At 71.6% G+C, this 3,590-nt stretch carries 3 protein-coding genes and 1 pseudogene; 1 reads left to right on the top strand and 3 read right to left on the bottom strand.

Features of this window, described 5'->3' with window-relative positions; translation table 11 throughout:
* Positions 1–654: 654 nt before the first annotated feature.
* Positions 655–1,269: a hypothetical protein gene (locus ACH4U8_RS45725; protein WP_395784649.1), complete on the bottom strand. Its 615-nt coding sequence runs from the start codon at positions 1,267–1,269 to the stop codon at positions 655–657.
* A gap of 155 nt (positions 1,270–1,424) precedes the next feature.
* On the opposite strand from ACH4U8_RS45725, the gene ACH4U8_RS45720 reads away from it, so the two are divergent.
* Positions 1,425–1,646, top strand: a complete 222-nt coding sequence (locus ACH4U8_RS45720; protein WP_395784647.1) for a hypothetical protein — start codon at positions 1,425–1,427, stop codon at positions 1,644–1,646.
* 258 nt (positions 1,647–1,904) lie between these two features.
* Here the strand turns inward: ACH4U8_RS45720 and tpg are convergent, their stop codons facing one another.
* Together tpg and ACH4U8_RS45710 are read right to left on the bottom strand one after the other, a co-directional pair.
* Complete coding sequence (gene tpg / locus ACH4U8_RS45715) at positions 1,905–2,471, bottom strand: telomere-protecting terminal protein Tpg (protein WP_395784645.1); 567 nt, start codon at positions 2,469–2,471, stop codon at positions 1,905–1,907.
* A 71-nt stretch (positions 2,472–2,542) separates the two neighbouring features.
* A pseudogene (locus ACH4U8_RS45710) lies at positions 2,543–3,590 on the bottom strand (hypothetical protein); the annotation flags it as partial.

The raw sequence follows: 3,590 nt of genomic DNA, 5'->3' as shown, positions 1-3,590 counted from the left end.
TCCGCGTTGCGGACTCCACAAGCGCCGCGTTGCGGCGCTTGGAAGGCTCCCCGCGTTGCGGGGAGCAGGGCCCGCGTTGCGGGCCCGCTGGCAGCGAAGTAGCGGGTGGGTGCTGGTGATTCGGTGAGGTCTTCCAATATTGGAAGAGCCCGAGAAAATGTCTGACGCATCGTCAGAGATGGCTGACTGACCATCAGGACTGACTTCGGTCCCACCGGCCCGCCAATCCTTCGACCCCGCCCACTATGGCACACTCACCCGTCTTGGCGCCACTCCGATCTTAGACAACATCGCCCATACGAATCCCAGGAATCGGCGACCCCCGTCGGGGCCGGATCGACGCTCGGGGCCGGCTCGATCCGATCCCGGGCGTCGGCGTCGCGCGTCCGGGAGCTGCGCGCCGTAGTGGCTCTGACCAGGGTGGATGTCGGCCGCCGATGAGCGCCTGGACCACGGGGCCGAGGCCGGCGCGCCTGCTCGGCCGGGGGTCGGGTCCGTCGGTCGGGCACTCCGTCGGGCCTTCCGCCGGCGCCCATGGGCGACTGGGCTGGTCGCCACGGAAATCCTGCCTGGAATTCCGATCGGAAATCCCCGAATTCCTTTTCGAATTCGGGGATTTCGGCATGTGATTGTCACCGGGGCTGCACGCGCTTGTCAGCGGCTGCGTGTGCCCGTCTGCGGGCCCCGGACGGCTTCCGGGTCCCCTGGGCCCGGCTGGGTGTCGCGGGCGCCTGTACGGGCCCCTGGGGGCATGGCGCGGGTGGTGCTGGTGATCACGGTGTCGAGCGCGATGGCGGTGTCGCGCAGGATGGCGAGGGTGGCCGCCGGGTCGGCGTCGGGGTCGAGAGCGATGGCCGCGAGGTGATCGAGGATCCGGGACGCGTGGCCGGCCACCGTGAGCGGCAGCGGCGACGCCACGTCCGCCGACGTCACCGGGGCCGGCTCGTACGCGTCCAGCGCGGGCCCGGGCATCGTTTCGGGCCCGTCGGCCGGTCCGACGTCGTACGGGTCGACACGGCGCCCGATCCGCCGCCGGACCGGGCGGCGCCCTGTGGGGCCGGCGGAGCGCACCACCGCCCGGTCCTCGGCGGCGGTGGGCGGGAGGAGCGGGAGGACTTCACGCGGGCGCCACCGGGCCTCGGTCCCCCACTCGTACCGGCACCGGTGGCACCGCCACAGACCGGCGGCCTCCTGGTCGACGTCGGTGGACCAGCACTGCCCGCACCGCACCGGCACGGCGGGTGCCCGCCGGCGTAGACGCCACCTCATCCGGTCCCACTCCCGATCGTCGTCGCGGGGATCAGGATCGCGCACCGCGTGGACGATCCGGCGAACGTCGCGGCCCTGTCGCCGCGTTCGGGCCCCCGGCGGCCGGCCCGCGCGCCACGCTGGTTCCGGCGGCTTCGCGGTTTCGGGAGCGTTCGATGGGGTGGTTCTCGCGGGAGTTCGTGCCGGACGTGGTCTTCGAGGCGGTGATCGCGGACGGGGTGATCCGGCCGGCGTACACCGACGACGACGGCGTGTTGTGGATCGAGGACGACGACGAGGATCTGTGGGTCGTCGTGGACGGCGCGATCGTGGACGGGGTGATCTATGACGCGCACGTGGACGACGACGGCCGGATCTGGATCGACATGGACGACTGACCGCGAACCGGCCCGGGCCGTGACGACGGGCCGTGACCACGCGGGCCCGGTGGAATGGGAGATGTAGCGATATCCCATACCAGTCTGCGCCGAATCAGGTGGCATACAGGCACCTTGACCTGCGGTTGTCCCGGCCGAGGGGGGTCCGATCTAAATCGGACCCCCGGTTGGACCCCCGATCGCGCCCCCGATCGCGGGGGCCAATGCCGATGATCTTGAGCGCGTGATGGTCACCCGGTGTGACACCGGCCGGTGGGTTCAGCCTCGGATGTCGAAGTCGATGTAGTCGACGTCGGTCAACTCGACGACGTCCAGGTCGTCGGCGCGGGTGCCGCCCTCCTGGAAGTAGGACTGTTGCAGGCCGGCGGCAACGATGCGTTCGAGGTCGCGTTCGGGAGCGCCGGCGTGGTGCGCGTCGAACAACTCCTGGGCGTGGCTGGGCGGCAGGGGTTGGGTGATCCGGCGCATGCGCGGGTCGTCGGTGGACCCGGCCGCCGAGGAGAACCCGAACCGGGCGCGGGTCTCGACCACGACGGCACCGGCCGCCGCGGCGCGTTGTTCGGCGCGGCGGCGGACCTGCGGTTGCCACAGCCGGCGGACCTCGGCATCGATCCTCGCGTTGACGGCGCGGGGCGGGTGTTTGCGGTCGCCCTTGAGGTAGCGCTCGACGGTGCGCTGACTGACGCCCAGGACGGCGGCCACGGCGCGGGTGCGGCCCTGATGCTTGCTCATCAGGAACCGGATGCGGGCCTTGGTGGACTGCGGTGGCTTGCGGGTGAGTACGTGCTGCGCGGCCTGGTCCAGGCCGTCACCGATCTTGCCCATGTCGGGGGTGTCCTTCGTGGTGGGCGCCGTGGGTGCCCCGGGGTCCGTCCGGGGCACCCACGAACGCGCGGCTAGAACGGTGCGGTGGTGGACTGCTTCGGCGTTACCAGCTCCGGGAACTTCTCGGCGATCCGGGCGCGTCGCTCGGCGTCTTCGGCCGCGACCCGCCGGGCCTCGGCCGCCGCCGCTTCCTCGGCCGCCTCGGCTTCGAGCCGGCGCCGCTCTGCCTCGGCCCGCTCGGCGTCCTCGGCCGCTTGGCGCTCGGCCGCCTCACGCTCCCACTTGTCGACGGTGGCCTGCATCAGGGCCGCGATCTCGGCATCGGCCGCCGCGGATTCCCGTCGGCAGTCGGCGCACACGCCGTCTTCGGGCACCGTGCTGCCGGCCTTCCAGGGCTTTTGGCAGGAGACGCATTCGGCCGGCGGCGGCGCACTGACGGATCGGGTCAGGGTGCGGACCGGCGGTGTCTCGCCAGCCCTCTTGGCGGCGGCGCGGTTCGCCTTGTGCTGCTGGCAGGAGACGCATGGGTCCCCGGTGTGGATCATGTCGCCGGTGCCGATAACGCGGCCGTCCTCGCACCGGTCGTCGGGGCAGGCCGGCGACCGCAGCAGCGCGACCGCGACACCGACGGGCGACTCGATCGTCTGGGTTGCGTAGCCCCGGCGGTCCCACCGGCGGCGGACTCGGTCGCCCAGTTCGGCAACGGTGCGGTGCTGGGCCTGTTCGGCGATCACGTCGGCCAACGGCAGCGGTGTGCGCTGCGGTAGGCGCTTGCGGACCGACTCCGGCAGCAGCGCCAGCACTTCGGCGCGCACCCGGGACCTGTCCAACCGCGTGCCACCACCAGCCGCGAGAGCGGCCGGCCGCGCCGCAGGCGCCTGCGCGTCGCGCGCGCTACCTACGTAAGAGGCGCTACGCGCGGCACCCTGCGGGGTTTTCTTCTTTTCTTCTACAGGCTTCTTACCAACAAGCTTCTTAGGGCCGCCCGGCGGCAGGTCAGCGGCCTGCCGCCGCCGTTTTTCCGTCGTGCTCGACGGAATTCCGTCGTCGACACCGGAAATCCGACCGATGATCTGACCTGCGGTTTTGTCCGACGGAACTTCGTCCGGGGTCTCGTTG

Origin of the sequence: Embleya sp. NPDC020886 (assembly GCF_044333915.1) — a bacterium.
In the GTDB taxonomy this organism is placed as follows: Bacteria; Actinomycetota; Actinomycetes; order Streptomycetales; family Streptomycetaceae; genus Embleya.
This window is presented reverse-complemented; position numbering and strand designations above follow the sequence as displayed.

Bases quoted from the DNA above. Each gene is read 5' to 3' on its own strand.
- ACH4U8_RS45720 (WP_395784647.1), top strand. From the start codon at position 1,425: ATGGGGTGGTTCTCGCGGGAGTTCGTGCCGGACGTGGTCTTCGAGGCG.
- tpg (WP_395784645.1), bottom strand. From the start codon at position 2,471: ATGGGCAAGATCGGTGACGGCCTGGACCAGGCCGCGCAGCACGTACTC.
- ACH4U8_RS45725 (WP_395784649.1), bottom strand. From the start codon at position 1,269: ATGAGGTGGCGTCTACGCCGGCGGGCACCCGCCGTGCCGGTGCGGTGC.